The organism is Salinibacterium sp. G-O1, from assembly GCF_030063305.1.
Lineage (GTDB): Bacteria > Actinomycetota > Actinomycetes > Actinomycetales > Microbacteriaceae > Rhodoglobus.
Genome location: NZ_JASISV010000003.1, coordinates 304,493 through 321,000, shown reverse-complemented (window position 1 = coordinate 321,000; position 16,508 = coordinate 304,493). Strand labels below are relative to the sequence as shown.

17 protein-coding genes are annotated in these 16,508 nt (G+C 64.7%); 6 read left to right on the top strand and 11 right to left on the bottom strand.

The genetic code is table 11. From position 1 onward, the window contains the following. Window positions 1–125: 125 nt before the first annotated feature. The gene (locus QMG83_RS13190) at window positions 126–632 is read right to left on the bottom strand and encodes a hypothetical protein (protein WP_283505866.1); all 507 of its coding nucleotides are present in this window, start codon (window positions 630–632) and stop codon (window positions 126–128) included. Between QMG83_RS13190 and QMG83_RS13185 the strand changes: the two genes are divergently transcribed. Further along, on the top strand, window positions 622–2,067 hold the full coding sequence (locus QMG83_RS13185) for a polysaccharide deacetylase family protein (protein WP_283505865.1): 1,446 nt from the start codon (window positions 622–624) through the stop codon (window positions 2,065–2,067). The two genes, QMG83_RS13190 and QMG83_RS13185, sit on opposite strands and share 11 nt — an antisense overlap. A 206-nt stretch (window positions 2,068–2,273) precedes the next feature. Continuing rightward, window positions 2,274–2,942 carry a hypothetical protein gene (locus QMG83_RS13180; RefSeq protein WP_283505864.1) on the top strand — a complete coding sequence of 223 codons (669 nt, stop codon included), beginning with the start codon at window positions 2,274–2,276 and terminating at the stop codon, window positions 2,940–2,942. Between the two features lie 9 nt (window positions 2,943–2,951). On the opposite strand, the gene QMG83_RS13175 is transcribed toward QMG83_RS13180, so the two are convergent. Further along, window positions 2,952–3,926: an aldo/keto reductase gene (locus QMG83_RS13175; RefSeq protein WP_283505863.1), complete on the bottom strand. Its 975-nt coding sequence runs from the start codon at window positions 3,924–3,926 to the stop codon at window positions 2,952–2,954. A gap of 103 nt (window positions 3,927–4,029) precedes the next feature. Between QMG83_RS13175 and QMG83_RS13170 the strand changes: the two genes are divergently transcribed. Continuing rightward, window positions 4,030–5,262, top strand: coding sequence for an MFS transporter (locus QMG83_RS13170; RefSeq protein WP_283505862.1), 1,233 nt, complete (start codon window positions 4,030–4,032; stop codon window positions 5,260–5,262). Here the strand turns inward: QMG83_RS13170 and QMG83_RS13165 are convergent. The 3 genes from QMG83_RS13165 to QMG83_RS13155 form a co-directional block, all read right to left on the bottom strand. Next, entirely contained in the window at window positions 5,259–6,056 is a 798-nt protein-coding gene (locus QMG83_RS13165) for an alpha/beta fold hydrolase (RefSeq protein ID WP_283505861.1), read from the bottom strand. The genes QMG83_RS13170 and QMG83_RS13165 overlap by 4 nt on opposite strands. A 79-nt stretch (window positions 6,057–6,135) precedes the next feature. Beyond that, window positions 6,136–6,342 carry a hypothetical protein gene (locus QMG83_RS13160; RefSeq protein ID WP_283505860.1) on the bottom strand — a complete coding sequence of 69 codons (207 nt, stop codon included), beginning with the start codon at window positions 6,340–6,342 and terminating at the stop codon, window positions 6,136–6,138. A gap of 189 nt (window positions 6,343–6,531) precedes the next feature. Continuing rightward, window positions 6,532–6,789 (bottom strand): LPXTG cell wall anchor domain-containing protein, encoded by a 258-nt coding sequence (locus QMG83_RS13155; RefSeq protein WP_283505859.1) that lies wholly within the window; start codon window positions 6,787–6,789, stop codon window positions 6,532–6,534. Here QMG83_RS13155 and QMG83_RS13150 point away from each other — a divergent pair. After that, entirely contained in the window at window positions 6,773–6,991 is a 219-nt protein-coding gene (locus QMG83_RS13150) for a hypothetical protein (RefSeq protein ID WP_283505858.1), read from the top strand. The two genes, QMG83_RS13155 and QMG83_RS13150, sit on opposite strands and share 17 nt — an antisense overlap. 184 nt (window positions 6,992–7,175) lie before the next feature. On the opposite strand, the gene QMG83_RS13145 is transcribed toward QMG83_RS13150, so the two are convergent. The 5 genes from QMG83_RS13145 to QMG83_RS13125 all read right to left on the bottom strand — a co-directional run bounded on the left by QMG83_RS13145 (window position 7,176) and on the right by QMG83_RS13125 (window position 13,628). After that, entirely contained in the window at window positions 7,176–8,909 is a 1,734-nt protein-coding gene (locus tag QMG83_RS13145; RefSeq protein ID WP_283505857.1) for a DUF4012 domain-containing protein, read from the bottom strand. A 160-nt stretch (window positions 8,910–9,069) separates the two neighbouring features. Next, on the bottom strand, window positions 9,070–10,542 hold the full coding sequence (locus tag QMG83_RS13140; RefSeq protein ID WP_283505856.1) for a sugar transferase: 1,473 nt from the start codon (window positions 10,540–10,542) through the stop codon (window positions 9,070–9,072). A gap of 77 nt (window positions 10,543–10,619) precedes the next feature. Then, a complete protein-coding gene (locus QMG83_RS13135; protein WP_283505855.1) occupies window positions 10,620–11,558 on the bottom strand; it encodes a hypothetical protein in 939 nt (312 codons plus the stop codon). Then, window positions 11,548–12,183: an arsenate reductase/protein-tyrosine-phosphatase family protein gene (locus tag QMG83_RS13130; RefSeq protein ID WP_283505854.1), complete on the bottom strand. Its 636-nt coding sequence runs from the start codon at window positions 12,181–12,183 to the stop codon at window positions 11,548–11,550. Before QMG83_RS13130 ends, QMG83_RS13135 begins: the two co-directional genes overlap by 11 nt. 41 nt (window positions 12,184–12,224) lie before the next feature. Continuing rightward, the gene (locus QMG83_RS13125; protein ID WP_283505853.1) at window positions 12,225–13,628 is read right to left on the bottom strand and encodes a tyrosine-protein kinase domain-containing protein; all 1,404 of its coding nucleotides are present in this window, start codon (window positions 13,626–13,628) and stop codon (window positions 12,225–12,227) included. 128 nt (window positions 13,629–13,756) lie between these two features. Here QMG83_RS13125 and QMG83_RS13120 point away from each other — a divergent pair, with 128 nt between their 5' ends. Both QMG83_RS13120 and QMG83_RS13115 read left to right on the top strand, forming a co-directional pair. After that, window positions 13,757–14,467 carry a CPBP family intramembrane glutamic endopeptidase gene (locus QMG83_RS13120; protein WP_283505852.1) on the top strand — a complete coding sequence of 237 codons (711 nt, stop codon included), beginning with the start codon at window positions 13,757–13,759 and terminating at the stop codon, window positions 14,465–14,467. Window positions 14,468–14,560: 93 nt separating this feature from the next. Further along, entirely contained in the window at window positions 14,561–15,397 is an 837-nt protein-coding gene (locus QMG83_RS13115) for a DUF4349 domain-containing protein (RefSeq protein WP_283505851.1), read from the top strand. Here the strand turns inward: QMG83_RS13115 and QMG83_RS13110 are convergent. Then, the gene (locus QMG83_RS13110) at window positions 15,394–16,425 is read right to left on the bottom strand and encodes an LLM class flavin-dependent oxidoreductase (protein WP_283505850.1); all 1,032 of its coding nucleotides are present in this window, start codon (window positions 16,423–16,425) and stop codon (window positions 15,394–15,396) included. The genes QMG83_RS13115 and QMG83_RS13110 overlap by 4 nt on opposite strands. Window positions 16,426–16,508 lie beyond the last annotated feature (83 nt).

The following is a 16,508-nucleotide window of genomic DNA, read 5'->3' as shown; positions in this document are numbered from 1 at the left end:
CCAGTTGCGGTGATCCTTGCAGCGATAGCCATCGTTGTTGCCGGCATCCAAGGGCTACCATTCGACAGCACCGTCGCAGAACAACCCGTCGCGACGCCGGCCGCTCCGGCCCCGGCTGCGAAGGATCAGACAGAGCAGAAGGACCTTCCGACCGAGGCGCTGCCCCCTGCAGCCGCTCCAGTGGTGGAGGCCCCGGTCGTTTCTGCGCCAGGACCGGTCGTCGAGGCGGTAGCCAAGAAGGCCCCGCAGGCATCCAAGGCTCCGAAGCCAGAAAAGACGCCTAAGCCGCCGAAGAACCCGACTCCAACACCCACCCCTACGGTGACGGCAACGCCGACACCGACGGCGACACCCACGGCGACACCGACACCGACGCCGACACCCACGCCGACTCCAACGGCAACGCCGACGGCAACGCCGACACCCACGCCGACCCCAACGGCAACGCCAACGCCAACGCCAACGCCAACGCCAACACCTACACCCACACCCACGCCCACGCCCACGCCCACGGCAACGCCAACACCCACGCCGACGCCGACTCCGACGCCGACGGCAACGCCAACCCCGACGCCGACTCCGACCCCAACGCCGACACCATCACCTCGGCCGCAGACCATCGTGAGTCTCACGTTTGACGATGGCAACGCCGACCAGCTGGCCGGGGCGACGATCATGAACAACAACGGCATTCGTGGAACGTTCTATGTGGCATCCGGCAATATCGGTGTCCCCGGATTCCTCACGCAGGCTGACCTGCTCTGGCTGGCCGGTTCCGGTCAGGAGATCGCCGGTCATACTGTGACCCACGCTGACCTGCCGTCACTTCCCCTCGACGAGGCAAAGCGGCAGGTGTGCAACGACCGCGTCACTCTCGCCAACTGGGGATTCCCAACGCGCAGCTTCGCGTACCCGTTTGCTGAGAGCACCCCCGCCATTGAGGCGGTTGTCGCAGAATGTGGTTACAACTCGGCACGCATGCTGGGCGACATAAAGTCGCGATTTGGATGCTCAAGCTGTGCCTATGCGGAATCGACACCCCCGTCGAACCCGTTCTACACCAAGGCGCTCGACCAGTCTGAAATCACGTGGACGCTGCAGGACTACAAGGATGCCGTGACCAACGCCGAGACCACAGGAGGCTGGGTGCAGTTCACGTTCCACAACGTCTGCTCCACCTCGTGCGGCCAGCTCGCGGTGAGTCAATCCGTGTTCTCCGAGTTCGCCGCCTGGTTGGCGCCACGGTCGGCCACCATGAATACGGTAACGATGCCGGTGGGCGATGTCATTGGCGGGGCCGTCAAGCCGCTGGTGAACGGGCCGGTAGGTTCGCCGGTCACCGAGGTGCAGAACCCTGGGCTTGAAACCCCCGGCGCTAACGGGCAACCGCAGTGCTGGTTCCAGGGTGGCTACGGAGACAACGTCCCAGTGTTCTCGACGGTATCGCCCGGACACACAGGGTCGGTCGCGAACAAGATCACCATGACGAGCTACGTATCAGGTGACGCTAAGTTGCTCCCCACATTCGACCTCGGGTCGTGTGCCCCAGGAGCGAGCGAGGGCAGTACCTACAGCCTCGGCACCTGGTACACCTCCACGGTCGTGACCCAGTATGCGGTCTACCTACGAACCGGAACGGGGTCGTGGCAATACTGGACCTCGAGCCCGTGGTTTGCAGCTGCGAGCGCCTGGACACTGGCCGAATGGACAACTCCGCCGATACCAGCCGGGTACACCGGGATCAGTTTTGGTCTCAGCATCTTCTCCAACGGAGAACTTGTGACAGACGACTACTCGATCACTGAGGGTGTCGCAGCGCCGGCGCCGGTAGCCGCCGTCGTGACGGAGCCACCGGCCGAACCAGCCGCAGCGCCAGCACCCGAGGCAACGCCCACCGAGGCTCCACCCGCGGAGACTGCGCCAATCGAGGCTCCGCCGGCAGAAACTCCAGCGGTAGTAACTCCACCCGCGGAGCCGGTACCGGCGGAGCCGCCCGTCACGGCGCCTGTGGCTGAGGTCATCCCCGTGGCTCCCGTTGTGGTGGAGGTCGTAGCGCCGACACCGTGACCCAACGCACACCCAGACCGAGAGCAGCGCGCACCCGTCATACGGTGAGCGCTGCTCTTGGGGTGTGCCTGCTCGCCGCTCTCGCAGGGTGCGTGGGCGCACCGTCTGCACGGGAAGCATCCACCGCTCCCCCCAGGCCCACCACATCTGCACCGACCGCCACACCGACACCGACACCCCTGCCGCCGCCACCCGAGGAGCCCATCGTGCCCGCACCACCGGTGTCGTCGTATCCGTGGCACACAGGCATCGTGTCAACGACCTTCTGGGTGGGCGAAATCTTCGACGCGAGTGCCGCCGACGGCAGCCAGGAGTTGTCGACCTTCGACTCAAACTGGCTGGGCAGCTACGGCGGCTGCGACGGCAGGGTCGTCAACGGTGGATGCGAGACCGAAGCTCGCACCGCCGCCAACGGCTACTTCCCGACGTCGATGACACCGCTCGAGAACCCGTTCTATCTCGACCTGCCCTACGACGACATCAACGACAGCACGGGGTTCGCAAATCGCGATTCGGTCATACCGTGGGCCCTGGAGCCTGCATACTCGCTTCACCGCGGAGACAGTAACTTCAGCTACCTCAAGAATCGCTGGGTCGAACTGCACCGCGAGGGCCACACCTGCTACGGCCAGATTCAGGATGCCGGCCCCGGCGAATACCACGACTCCGCGTACGTCTTCGGCTCGGACGACGCGCGTCCGGTGAACCAACGCTACGGTGGCGCCGGTATGGATGTCTCACCGGCGATCACCGGATGCCTGCACTTTCCCGACATCAATGGCGAGACCGGCGGCATCAGCTGGCGCTTCGTTGACGCCGCGGACGTTCCGGCCGGCCCGTGGCTGTCAGTCGTGACGACGAGCGGGGTGCGTTAGCTCAGCGTGTTACCAGCGCTCGTGAACCTCGGCGCGGAAGTACCGGTCGTACAGCTCGCGAATCTGCGGAGTGAGGTCGAGCGGTGCGACGGCGCCCGCCGAGGCATTCGCCTCAGCCTGCGCAACGTTTCGCGCCCCGGGAATCACCGTGGTGACGCCGGGCAGCTGTGACAGCCACGCAAGGGCTGCGACCGGAGCGGTAAGTCCCGCCTCCTCTGCCAGCGCCGAGAACTCCTGCGCGGCAGCCACGCCCTTCTCGAAATCGACCCCCGAGAACGTCTCCCCCACATCGAAGGCTTCACCGTGGCGGTTGTACGTGCGGTGATCGTCGGCGGCGAAGGTCGTGTTCTTGGTGTACTTGCCGCTCAGCAGGCCCGAGGCGAGAGGCACCCGCGCGATGATTGCCACACCGGCGTCGATCGCGGCCGGCAGCACGGCATCCAATGGCTTGAGCCTGAAGGCATTCAGGATGATCTGCACGTTGGCCACGCCGGGGCGGGCGATCGCCGCGAGCGCCTGGGCCGAGGTCTCCACGCTCACGCCGTAACGCGCGATGACGCCGTCGGCGACGAGGGCGTCGAGGTTGTCGAACACGGCGTCGCTCTCGATGACGGCACTCGGTGGGCAGTGAAGCTGCACCAGGTCGAGGGTGTCCATGCCGAGGTTGGTGCGCGAACGGTCGGCCCAGGCCCTGAAATTTTCCATCGAGTAGTTCTCAACGGTCTGCTCAGCGCGGCGACCCATCTTGGTGGCGATAAACACGTCGGGGTGCGACTTTGCGAAGCGGCCGATGATCTGCTCGCTACGTCCGTCACCGTACACATCGGCAGTGTCGAAGATGGTCACTCCAGCGGCGACCGACGCCTCGAGGATTGCCGTGGCATCCGCCTCGCTGACGTCGCCCCAATCGGCGCCGAGTTGCCACGTTCCGAGGCCGATCGCTGAGACGGGACGGCCGAGCCTGGTGACGGGTGTTGTGCGCATCCCCCCACCATACGACGCCTGGCAGCCCCTATAGAATCGACGGGTCTGGTGAGCAGCCGGCGGGCTTCCCCGTCTTCGCCGGACCAGGAATGGACTCTCACTCGTGACCCGACGGTTGGTTCGCCCCTATCTCGATATTCTCGCCACCCCCGGCGCCTGGCGGTTCTCGCTGGCCGCGTGGTTCGGCCGCATCATGCGCTCTACGGCAGGGATCGGTGCCATCCTGCTCATCGCCGACAGCAGCTCCAACTACGCGCTGGCCGGAGCGGTCTCTGGCTGCGTCGTTTTGGGCGCTGCCCTTCTCAGCCCAATCTGGTCTCGCGTGGCCGACGCCAGGGGCCAGGGTGCCGTGCTGCCCCTCGCGATCGTCACCGCCGTGGTCTCCGCGGCCGGCCTCATCGCCGTGGTGCAGCTGGGCGCGCCATCGTGGACGTGGTTCGTGGCAGCGTTTCTCGTCGGCGCGAGTTCTGTCGACGCCGGCACGCTGGCCCGCGCCAGGTGGGTGCACCTGCTGCGCTCACCCCACGACAAGCACACGGCACTCGCACTCGAGTCGGTCGGCGACGAGTTCACCTTCGTGATCGGCCCACCCGTAGTCACCCTGTTGGCGGGTCTGATCTCGCCGGCGTTCGGTCTGGCGACCGGGGTTGCCATCTCGGTGACGGGGCTCGCTGTGCTGCTGGCCCAACGCTCGACCGCCCCTGCAGCGGTGCGCTCACCGCAGCGTCGGCGCGGCCTTCTGCCGGCGGGCATCGTGGGACTACTGCCCGCCTATGTCGGCGTCGGGCTCATGTTCGGCTCGGTCGACCTCACCGCCGTCGGGGTGGCCCGCGAGGCCGGCAGCCCGGCGCTTGCGGGAGTCTTGCTCGCGGCGCTTGCGGTCGGCAGTGTCGCCTCCGGGCTGGTGTTTGGAGCGATCAGCGGGGCGTGGTCGCCCATCAGACGCGTGCTGTTCGCCTCCATCGCCTTCGGCCTCGTCGTTCCGCTGCTGTTGGTGGTGCGTGACATTCCGACGCTCGCCGTCATCAGCTTCGCCGCCGGACTGGTGACGACCCCCGTGCTCATCTCCGGCTCATCGTTGATCGAGATCATCGTCGACCGTTCCGAGATCACCACGGCGATGGCCTGGCCGAGTGTGGCACTGTCGCTCGGTGTAACCATCGGGGCGACGGTCTCGGGTGAGTCGATCAACCAGGGCGGCGCGTGGGCGGGACTTCTGGTGTGCGGCGCCGCGGCCGTGCTGGTCGGCGGCTGCGGCATCCTGAATGCGATGCTGAGGCGGCCACATGTGGTGCTGCCCGACCCGACGCGGGTTACGGAGCCCGTCGACAGTTAGGTGACGACCGTCGCGACGGCGGTGGCGAGCCGCTTGCGCACGAGGTGATCGTTCAACTCGACCCTGTGCATGGTGACGTGCCTCATCTGCTCGATGATGCCCATGGTGTCTGGGTTGATGAACGGGTCGAGCGTGCCGTACACGACATCGATCGGCACCCTGACCGCGGCGATGTCGCTCACGGTGGTCTGAGACTCGATGCAATTTTGCAGGCTCAGGATGAACGGGGTCCAGTTACGCTCGGACACCTCCAGCACATCCTCCAGCTGGAAGAAGCTCGCGATTCTCTCGGTGCTTCCGATCGTGAACTCCTTGTTCGACCGCATGAACTCGTAAACGCGCAAGTACCTGCCCGCCCTCCGTCGTGAACGCGGATCCCCGATTTCGGCGGGTGACAGGTACACCGGCGGGCTGATGAGTACCAGCCGGGAGACGTGTTCGGGATGCACTGCCGTGTATCTGGCCGAGAGCAGGCTTCCCAGGGAATGGCCCATCAGAAGGAAGGGCGCCTTCAGCCGCAGGGAGCGGATCGTGCGGTGGATCGCCGCGACGTGCTCTTCGACCGTGTAGGTGGCGCGGGCCGGGGCGGGCGAGTCGCCGAACCCGAGAAGCTCGATCGAGATGCAGCGGTAGCGGTCAGACAGCAGGGGCACGAGTCGTTTGAAGGTGGCGGCCGAGGAGGCGATGCCGTGAATCAGGATGATGACGGGGCCATCCCCCACGTCTCCGGCGATGTTGAGCATAGGCGCCGTGGCGGGGCGCACCTTCTCGACCACCGTGCTCCACCAACCCATGAGCACAGCTTAACGATGAAGCCTCACATGAGGGTGGGAGCCACCCTGAGGCAGCTCCCACGGTCACACCAATCGCCTGCTAGTCGCGCAGGTTCTCCTTGAAGTCGTTCTTGGCGTGCGTGACATCCCGCTCGGCTTCTGCGCGCTTGACGTCACCCTCGGCGCGCCTCACCTCCGCGTCTGCCTGCACCTCGTCGACTTTGTCGCTGATGCGCTCCTTGGTGTCATCGGCCGCCTCGCCGATCTTCTTGCCGGTGGCTTCGGCTGCATCTTTGGCGTCATCCATGAATCCCATGTCTATCTCCTCAAATGTTGACTTCAGTGGTGTCGCGAGCAGTGGCTCGCATTTCCACCATAGGTCGGGCATTTGAGTGCCCGCGAGGGCTTGACAGTGGTGCTTTCGGGCACGACAAAGCCCCGACCTGGCACCCTGGGTTCGGGAGCGCTCGATCGGGGCTGATGTCTAGAAAAGCAGTTACGAGGCGTTGTTGCTGCGACGACGCGAGATCGTCATGACCAGCACGAGTGCGACACCGAGCGCGAGGGCGCCAGCGCCGACCCAGATGGCCAGGGTCGGGATCTCGGCGCCCGTGTTCGGCAGGGCTGAGCCGCTGCCGGTTGCAGCGTCTGCTGCCACGACAGTGAACGTTGCGACTCCGACGGTGCCCGAGGTCTGCCCGGTGGCGGTGACGCGGTACGAGCCGGCAGCTGCGCCGGTGACCGTGAAGGCCACGGCGCCGGTGGCGGAGGAGGTCTTCGTGACACTGCCCTGTACGGCGGTCTTAATGATCGCGATCGTGGCAGGCGAGTCGGCGTCTACTGTTCCGGTGACCGGCTCAAGCGAATCGAACGCGAGGTCGGTGAACGTGATGGTGACGGGCTCGCCCGGAGCTGGCGTGGAGTCACTGGTCTCGACCTTCGCCGGGTCGACCTAAGGGTCTGCTGCTACTGCGGCGAACGGCAATGCGAGCACTGTTGCAGTTGCGAGAACGGCAACCACCAGAGCTTTCTTGAACATATGAACCCCTTGCTGTGAGCCAAACTATGGCTGAAATTGATTTCAGGAATGGTGAAGCCACGCAACTGAGCGACATGACACTGACTCACTATAGGGGCAAATCAGCACGTCATGAGCATTTGTGATGTTTCGGGCGTATTAATTCCCGGAGTAATAACCGCGGCAACCTCTCCCGCGAACCTGGCCGGAGCCAGCATCGTCGTCGTCGCGGTGACACTCTCGCCCGGCGCGAGGTCGATCGTAAAGATCGTGACGGGGTAGGTGTCGTCCTCGGCCAGATACATCGCGAACCCTTCGGCCGGTGAGGTGGCGCCGAGGTTCACCGAGCCCGGTGGGCCGTAAATGCGAACGACGGTGCGAATGATGCCGGGGGGCACTCCGAACGCTCCTGCCCCGGTCACATACCCGGGCAGAGACGTGGCGGCGTCGGCCGGCGCGGTGCTGGTGAGTGTCAGTTGGGTGGCGATCGTGACTAGGCCATCGTTACGGCAAACCGCCTGCCCGACCTTTAGCTCAGGCGTTAGGTAGTAATCCATCTTCGAACCGGTGCCGTCGTTGAGGTAGACCCCGAAGTGCTGTGTGTCACTGTCACTCACGGGCAACTCGCCGGCGAGCGTGGTGCCGGCCAGCAGTGTCTGTTCCTCCGGGCGGGCGCTCCAGATGAGCGCACGACCCTCAGCGCCGGCGCGTGTCACAGCGGAAATCAGTTTCGGGGCATCCAACTGTCCGCTTGACAGCTTCGAGAACACGGCGGCCGCCGCGGCCGCAAAGAACGCGTCCTGGTCTGACGGCACTGTGTACCGCGCATAGACATCGCTCAGCAGCACCCGCACCGCATTCTCTGAGGTGAGTTGCTCGCCCGCGCCGACGTCCACCGGACCAGTGGCTTCCAGAAGATACGCAAGCATCACCGGGTCTGCCGACAACACCCCATCGACGTCGACCCCGAACTGGCGTTTCCACATCTCCCGCGCAAGGTCTGCCGTGATCGGGAAGCGTGGCGTGAGGGTCACATTTTGGATGTACTGCCCGATGGTGTCTCCGTAGATCCCGCGGGTGTCGGTCGGCACATCAAGCACCGGGGCCTCGAAGGCAGGGAAATCGGTGGACGACGCCTGTTGCACGAGATCGATGCGCCCGCCATCGGTGTGCACCAGCGCCAGAGCTCCAGGTATTCCGCCGCCGGAGCGCAACTCTGCGGGATTTTGGAAGAGCACGAGGTAATTTCGCGCGCCGTCGGCGCCCAGCATGGCGGGAAGAAGTTGCACCGCGCGGTCGACGCTCAAGGCCACCTCGTTTGCTTCGAGTACCGCATCCTGAAGCTGCACGGCAGCCGCCTGCAACAGCGGGATGCTGGCCGACGCGTCGATCGCCACGACCCGGTCGTTCGCGCTGGCGAGGGCCTCCGCGGCAGCGCTGATGTCGGGCGCCGCATCCATGAGCGGCTGCAACTGAATTGTGCCGTCGACGGGTTTGAAGCTGCCGACGTCAAGGTGACCAGCAGCACTAACGAGCGGCTTGATCGCCTGTCCAGACACCTGATTGACGACGCTCGCAAGCTCCCGGACAACGGTGAGGTTGGGCCCCACGAAAGGCACAATTTCGCCGAATCGCCAGATCGGATCACTTGTCAGAGAGGCGGCCGCGCTGGCGTGCTGGTCAAGGCTTGCGAAAGTTTTTTGTGCGGCTGCGGCATCACCGGCGATGAGCTCGCTCTGAACCACTCCCGCGAGGGGGACAGCAGCCTCCAACTCGCCTTTAGCGAGGAACCCGCGAATTCCGATCCACGCAGTGATCGCGACCAGTGCAACGGCAACCCCAACGACAATCGGCACCCACATCTTGGCACGGCGACGGCGACGAGACCGGGAACGCGTTCTGATCGGTGTCGTATGACTCGGCATTGATCCTCTTCAGTGGGCAGTGCGTGCTGACGCTTCGCAGCGAGCGGTCCAGTTGCCGATAATAGCGCTCCCCCGACGCGGCGCTGCCCCGCTAGTAGGCGCCTGCTCGACCCAGCACGGCACGTGCCGTGCGCCACAGGATCATCAGGTCGCCCGTCATCGACCAGTTTTCTACGTAGTAGAGGTCGAGACGAACAGTGTCTTCCCATGACAGGTTGGAGCGGCCGCTCACCTGCCAGAGCCCGGTGATACCCGGCTTCACAAGGAACCTGCGATGCACGTGATTCTCATAAACATCAACCTCCCGCGCGAGAGGTGGACGAGGGCCGACCAACGACATGTTGCCGCGGAACACATTGAAGAGCTGAGGCAGTTCGTCGAGGCTGAACCGACGCATGAACGCACCGATCGGTGTGACACGGGGGTCATTCTTCATCTTGAACATGACACTGTTGCCTGCAGCGCGGTCCTGATCCCGCAAAGCCTCCAGACGCTCTTCGGCGTCGGTGACCATGGATCTGAACTTGAGCATCGTGAAGGTGGTGCCGCCGATGCCCACCCTCTCCTGGCGGAAGAGAACCGGGCCGAAGGTGCCCAACCGCACGGCCACCGCGATGCCCGCCAGGATCGGCGACCCGATCGCGATGAGCAGCGCCGAACCCACGATGTCGAACGCGCGCTTCGCGAAATTTTTGAAACCTTCGTACCGCGGCGTTTCGACATGGATGAGCGGAAGGCCCGCCACCGGGCGGGTGTGGATGCGGGGGCCACCGACATCCGTGAGCGCCGGGGCCATCACCAGATGCTGGCGGCCGGGCTCAAGCGACCAGCTGAGTTCGCGCAGCTTTTGCGGAGGCAGTTCTGCGCTGCTGGTGATCACAACCGTGTCGGCGCCACTCGCTGCCAGCGCGTCGTGGAGGCTGTTGACATCGCCGTACACGGGGACGAGCGTGCCCGGCAGAGTATCGGCGAGTTGTCCCCGTGGCACGCAGGCACCGACGACCCGATACCCCGCCCGCGGATACCGAGCCAGCTCCGTTGCGAAGTGCAGCGCAGACGATTCAGACCCGATCAGCAGCACGGTCGACGAGTAGTTGCCATCCGCGCGCTGGGCGCCCAGCCACTGCCGCCACATCCAGCGGGAGAACATCAGCACGAGGAGCCCCATCGGGAAGGCGATGAGAATGTAGCCGCGGGCGAACTCGACTTGAAAAAGGAATGACACGATAGCCAGCAGTCCGAACAGGCGCAGGGTGGCATCGGCGATCAACTTGTATTCGGTGCTGCCGGTGCCCACCACGCGATAGCCACGCGTTCCGTACATGCTCAGCGCGAGCATCCAGCAGCCGATGATCGCCACCGACACGACGGTGTAGTTGAGCGCAACCTCGTGAAAGTCGCCTCGAAATTGCACGTCGGCGACGGTGATGCCGAACCACGCGATCTGCACTCCGAAGACGACCCAGATCAGCACGAGCGCGTCGGTGATGACCAACCGGTATGCGTAGCGGTCACGCCAGTCGCGCGCCACACGCGACCTGCTCACCCGCACCTGCTCGGTCATCTATTTCCCTGCTCCATCTGATGGACAGGGCCGCCCTGACCTGAGGAATCCACTATACCGGGCATCGCGAGCGTTGCTCAGCTCCAGCTCGCTCCACCGTCTGATGACACAAATACGCGGTCACTGGTCCAGAGCCAGACGTCGCTCCCCGCCTGCGCGACGCTTACCTGCGTTGGCGCGACCTCCAACTCGACGCATCCCACCGCTGCGGGCGGACCTGTTCCAATGGGGGCCGGCAGGGTCTTGATCGACACACCGGCGCAGTCGGCATCGCCGGACACTGCCAGCGTGTAGCCAGCATCGCTCACTGTGACACTCAGCAGTCCGGGCACGGCCGCAACGGACCAGTCGGCGTTGGCATTAGGTTTCTCAAACAGTTCGTTATCGCAGGCAGCAAGTATCGCGTCATCGCGCCGCTCGACCTCCTTTATCGCTGCGCACGGCGCGCTCACCGAACCTCCAGGAGTCTGCACAGACGCGGGCTCGGCGGGATCGAGATACGTGTAGCTGGCAATCTCATCGGGGTAGGACTTCCAAAACTGTCCTCCAGTGAAGCTCTTGAGCACCTCCAGCGCACAGGCATCACCCGTTTTCGCCACGACCGTGACCAGCGAAGCGTTGGCCGACAAATACAACACCTCGTGTACACCGGGCGGGTTTACGTGCTTCCAGGTTGCGCCACCGTCGTTTGTTGACTCCACGGCCGCGCTTTGCCCCTGGCAGGTGCCTGTAGTGGACCGCCACCCAGCGCTCGCACCTGTGACCACGAGGTGGCGAGGCTCGGCCGGTACTGCCACTGGGTCGGCCGTCGGCGTTGGTGCGGTGGTGTTCGGATCGGACGAGCCGTACGTCGGGATCGGGCCGGGCGTTGCACCGGGGCTGGGTGGGTCGCTGCGCATGACGGCATAGCCAATGAGGGCGACGTCGACGATGACGAACATCGCCACCACGACCGCGATCACCACGGCGCGGGGCCTGCGCCGGCCCTGCCCTTCCCGCGATCCGCTACGTGCCATCGTCGCGCCTTCTTGCCCTATGAACCGGCGCCAGCAGCCCCTTCGCGATGGTGGTGATCGCGGCGTCGATGGCCACTCCAGCTTTGTCGTATTCCTGCTGCGGTCGACGGTACGGGTCCGCGATGTCGTCGTGTGCCGCATCGTCGGGGGGCGGCAGATACCCTCGCTGGTCCGCGGCATCGGCAGTCGCCCCCATCAGCAACTCTCTGATCGAGACGGCTGGCGGGCGGACCGGCTGGGCTGCGGCCGCATCCCCCTCGAGCGAGCGGATGAGACGTGCAAACTGTTTCAGCGTGAAAGTCGTTCGCGATGCTTTGGGCGCGAGGGACACAACCTTTGCGCGGTGCTCGCGCTCGGCCGTCAGAATCAGATCAGCGGCAGCTACCAGCTCGGCGGTGAGTGGATGGGCACGGTGGCCCTCGGGGTCACCGCCATAGCGAATCGACACCCGCTCGGCCTCGACCGGCATGCGATCACCCTCTGTTGCCATCGTGCCGGCACCGATGATCGCAATCCCCGCACCCAGCTCGGCCAGGCGCACTCTCAGCAGTTGGGCTGCCACCGCCGACCGCACGAGATTTCCCGTGCACACCACCAGAATGCGAAACGGCTCGTCCTCGCTCATGTCTTCACTCCCATACTCATGCGTCTGGCCGAGAGGCACGGCTAGGCGCGTTGTGTGGTCTTCTTGTCGGGGGTTTCGTATGTGTAGCCATAGTGGCCGTAGCCGTAGGCGTCTGGCCCCTTAACGGGCAGCATGGTGAGCACCACGCCAGAGACACGCGCGTCGACATTTTGCAGGGCGGCGAACGCCCCAACCACCTGGTTCTTGCGCGTGTAACCGGCGGCAACGACGAGAATCACGCCGCCCGCACGCTTGGCCAGGATGGCGGCATCGGTCACCGGCAGCAGTGGCGGCGAATCGAAGATCACGGCGTCGAACTCTTTTTCAACTGTGACAACGAGCTGCTGCATCGCTTTGGATCCCAGCAATTCACTCGGGTTGGGCGGGATCTGCCCCGCGGGCAGCACATACAGGGATGCGCGTCCCCAGCGCTGCACGGTGTCGCCAAGAGTCGCCTGCCCGATGAGCACGTCTGTCAGCCCCACCGCGCCCTCAAGGTCGAGATATTGGGCCACCTTCGGACGGCGCAGGTCGGCGTCGACGAGCAGCACCCGCATGCCTGCATCCGCCATCGCGATGGCGAGGTTGGTGGCCGTGGTGCTCTTGCCTTCACCCTGGATCGAGGAGGTGACCACGAAGCTGCGCGCGCCGTCGATCTCCAGAAACTGCAGGTTGGTGCGCAGCGTGCGGAATGATTCTGCGCGTGGGCTGCGGGGGTCAACCTGCACAATCAGAGGGCGTTCGGCGGCCTTGGGGTCGAATACGATCCCGCCCATGATGGGCGTGTCGGTCAGCTGTTCCATGTCCCGCTCGTTGCGGATCCGGGTGTCGAGAACCTCCCGCAACACGGCCAGCCCTACTCCGATGGCAAGTCCGACCAGTGCACCAAGGGCGATGTTCAGCGGAATGTTGGGGCTGACCGGGATGGTGGAGACCGTCGCATCTTCGACCCTCGTGAGCTTTACCGGCGAGCCGGTGCTCCCCTCGGTAGTTTCGATTTTGGACACAACGGCCGTCAGGCTCTGCGACGTGGCATTGGCAATGTCCGCCGCGACCACGGGATCTTCGTCGGTCACGTTGATCTCGATCAGCGTGGTGTCGAGTTGCGCGGAGGCGCTCACCCGTTGCGCCAGCTCTTCGGCCGTGACATCCAACCCGAGTGAGGCGATGACGGGCAGCAGCACGATCGGCGTGGTGACCAGCGAGGAATAGGTCTTGACCCTGGACTGGGTGAATGAGCTGCCCTGAAGCAGCTCCGTGGTCGAGTCGGCGGACTGACTGGAGACGAAAACGCGCGTCGACGCGCTGTATTCCGGGGTCTTCACTATCGAATAGACGGCGGCGGCTGAGACTGCAACGAGCGTGAGAAGCACGATCAGCACCCAACTCTTGCGGAGGATGCGGATGTAGTCGCGAAGTTCCACGCGGCTGCCTTTCAGAGTCATGGGAGATGCCCACGCGGTTACCGGCGTCAGGCTCGCGACCATCGTGTCATAGATATTTATCTGTTCAGGGCGAGGAGGAGCGTTTTCCGACAAAAACTCGCTCACTCGCCGCGCTCCCCTATTCTCGAATGATGCAACGCACCGAGGCTGAGACCGCACGCCCGGCGAATAGCCCCCGCGCCGTTGCGGTGGCCCTGCTGGCGTTGGTATCAGCGGTTCTGCTGTCGGCCCTTCTTACTGCGCTGCACAGCTCAAGTGTGGTGACCGACCGATTCGCGATCGAGTCGCTCAGCTACCTCGTGTTCTGGGCGCCTCTCGTCATAGCCATTGTGATTGTGGGCCGCACGGGGGCTGCGATCCCATTCCGGTTTCGTTGGATCGACGGGCTGTGGGGACTTAGCGTCGGCCTTCTGGCGCGGGCGATCTCAACCGGGATCGATCTGACGGTGTACGGGACGACGGGATCCAGCTACCTCGGCAGCCCGGCAGATAACAGCGCCGGCGCTATCGTCTTTTTCGCATTGACTGCCTTCATCGCACCGCTCGTACTCGGGCCTGTGATCGAGGAGATGTTCTTCCGGGGCACCGTTCTCGGTGCCCTCCGAGGAGACACAGCAACCTCCAAGTCGATTGCGGTGGTCATCAGCTCGCTCGTTTTCGCCCTGATGCACGTCCTCGGCACCTCGACGGCCGCGTCAGCTCTTACCATCGGCTTGTCAACGTTCCTGTTCGCGCTCGGAGCGGGCGCTCTGGCAGTCACCACCAATAGGCTCGGTGGCGCGATCACCGCACACGTCGTCTTCAACGGCTCGGTTATCGCGCTCGCTCTGGCCGCCTAGCGTCACGGCGGGCCATCTCGCCCCGACAGGTGACGCTCGAATCGGCAAAAACGTTGGGTAGTACCTTCCGCGCCGCCTCAGTACGGTGATGCCATGAGGCGAATACTGATCTTCCCAGCAGCAGCAATCCTGGCCACTCTTGCCTTGGCGGGGTGCACAGCAAACTCCGGCGCCAGCGACCAAAGCGGCGGCTCGATGTCGAGCGAAGGCGCGCCCATGATCTCCGTCGAGGGCGACAAGATGGTGTCAGACTCGATCGCAGAGTCGCCCCGCCAGGTCATCACCACCGGATACGTCACCATCACGGTCGATAAGCCGGTGGATGCCGCGGCAGAGGCCGTGCGCATCGTCGAGCAGTCTGGAGGCCGGGTCGACGGCCGCTCCGAATCCGCTCCCGTCAACGGCAACGCCGGCAGCGCCACCCTCACCCTGCGCATCCCGTCGAGCACCCTCACCGCCACCCTCGACAAGCTGAGGGCACTGGGCGCCGTGCAGGAGGTGTCGCTGAACTCCGCGGATGTGACCATGGAGACCCAGGATCTTGACGCCAGGATCAAGGCGATGTCGGCATCCGTCGACCGCCTGCTCGCCCTGCTGTCGACGGCCACCGACACCGAGAACCTGATCACCCTCGAGACCGCGATCTCAGACCGGCAGGCCCAGCTGGAGAGCATGGAAAGCCAGCGTCGCTATTACGCAGACCAGGTCAGCCTCTCGACGATCACGGTGAACCTGATCTCGGAGTTCATCGCGCCCACCCCTGATCCCGACAACTTCTTCGATGGGATCGCCGCAGGCTGGGCATCATTCGTGGCATTCTTCGCCGGTCTGCTGGTGGCCCTCGGTGTGGCGCTGCCGTGGCTGGTCTTCCTGGGGCTCATCGCCCTGGTCATCGTGGTGATCGTCAGGCGACGCACCAGGAAGGCCTAGGCCAGCATGTCTTTGACCATCGGGATGACCTTCGACCCGTAGAGCTCGATCGAGTGCATCATCAGCTCGTGCGGAAGGGTGCCGGCGCTGTACTTGAGGTCGAAGCGCTGGATGCCGAGAGTCGAGATCGTCGTCGCCAGTTTGCGGGCGACGGTCTCGGGTGAACCGAGGTACAGCGAACCATGCTCGATCTCGCCCGCGTACTCGGCTGTGCTCGTCTCCGGCCAGCCACGCTCGGCACCGATGCGGTCGCGCATGACCTTGTGGTGCGACCAGTACTGCTCGGCCGCCTCGTCGTCGGTGTCGGCGATGAAGCCGGGCGAGTGCACGGCGATCGGCAGGTCTGGCTTCTCGAGCTGGGCGAGCGCACGGTGGAACAGGTCGACGTATGGCGCGAAGCGGGCGGGGTCTCCCCCGATGATGGCCAGCACCAGCGGCATGCCGTAGCGCGCGGCCCGCACCACCGATTCGGGGCTGCCGCCAACTCCGATCCACGTCTTGATGTGACCACCCTCGGTACGCGGGTAGACGTTCTGCTCGGTGAGCGGCGGGCGCAGCTCGCCGCTCCAGGTGACGGGTTGCTCTTTCAGCAGCTCGGAGAACAGGTCGAGCTTCTCCTCGAAGAGCTGCTCGTAACGGCTGAGATCGAAGCCGAACAGGGGAAAGGACTCGGTGAACGATCCGCGCCCCAGGATGACCTCGGCGCGGCCGTTCGAGAGCGCGTCGACGGTAGCGAAACGCTGGTACACCCGGATCGGGTCATCAGAACTGAGCACTGTGACGGCCGACCCGAGATGGATGTTCTTTGTGACGGAGGCGATGGCGGCGAGCACGACCTCGGGGGCCGAGACCGCGAAATCCTGCCGGTGATGCTCACCGAGCCCGATGAAGTCGATGCCGAGTTCGTCGGCCAGCACCGCCTCAGACACCAGATTTCGGATGACCTGCGCCTGGCTCACCGCGGCACCATCCAGGTCCATCGTGACGTCTCCGAAGGTGTCTAATCCGAACTCAATCTGCTGTGCCATCGTCGCTCCCAAAGTTTCTATGCAAATGTATCGTTCCTGACAACCGCGGAGGCCGCTCCCCTATTCCACACGACGAAGGCCCC